This is a genomic window from Streptomyces sp. DH12 (assembly GCF_020873895.1).
GTDB lineage: Bacteria > Actinomycetota > Actinomycetes > Streptomycetales > Streptomycetaceae > Streptomyces.
Window position 1 is genome coordinate 1 of sequence record NZ_JAHWGT010000771.1, and the last position, 491, is coordinate 491.

At 74.5% G+C, this 491-nt stretch carries 1 protein-coding gene; it reads right to left on the reverse strand.

Features of this window, described 5'->3' with window-relative positions:
* Positions 1 to 491: metallophosphoesterase (locus LPA54_RS36980; protein WP_368857901.1), on the reverse strand; the 491-nt coding region annotated here is incomplete at both ends.

A 491-nucleotide genomic window follows, 5' to 3' on the forward strand; every position in this document is an offset into this window, starting at 1 on the left:
GTCGCGGACGATGCCGTCGACGGTGCCGCCGCCCTCGATCGGGCACGGGTGGTGCTCGCCGTCCACGTACAGGGGCGAGCCGGTCACCAGGATCTTCGGGCGCGGGTCGCGGGACACCTCGCGCAGCCACGCGCCCTGCTCGGCGTCGAGCGTCCCGAGCAGCCCGGTGTCGATGCCGACGATGCGTATCGGCCCGGCGTCGACGGCCCAGTACGGGCCCGGCTGCACCGCCTGCTGCGCGGGGGAGGAGCGCAGCTTCCGTGCCTCGTCGAGACGTTCGCCGTCGCCGGGGCGGGGCCGGTGCCACAGCAGGGACCGCAGCCAGGCGCGGGTGAGGGGGCGCGGCGCGGGGGCGGGCGGCAGCGGCCCGGTCTCGTCGCAGAAGACCCGCATGAAGCCGGCCAGGTCCTCGTACCAGTCGTGGTTGCCGGGTATCGCGTAGACCGGCGCCTGGTAGTCCTGGTACGGCCGGAAGAACTTGGGCCCGTAGT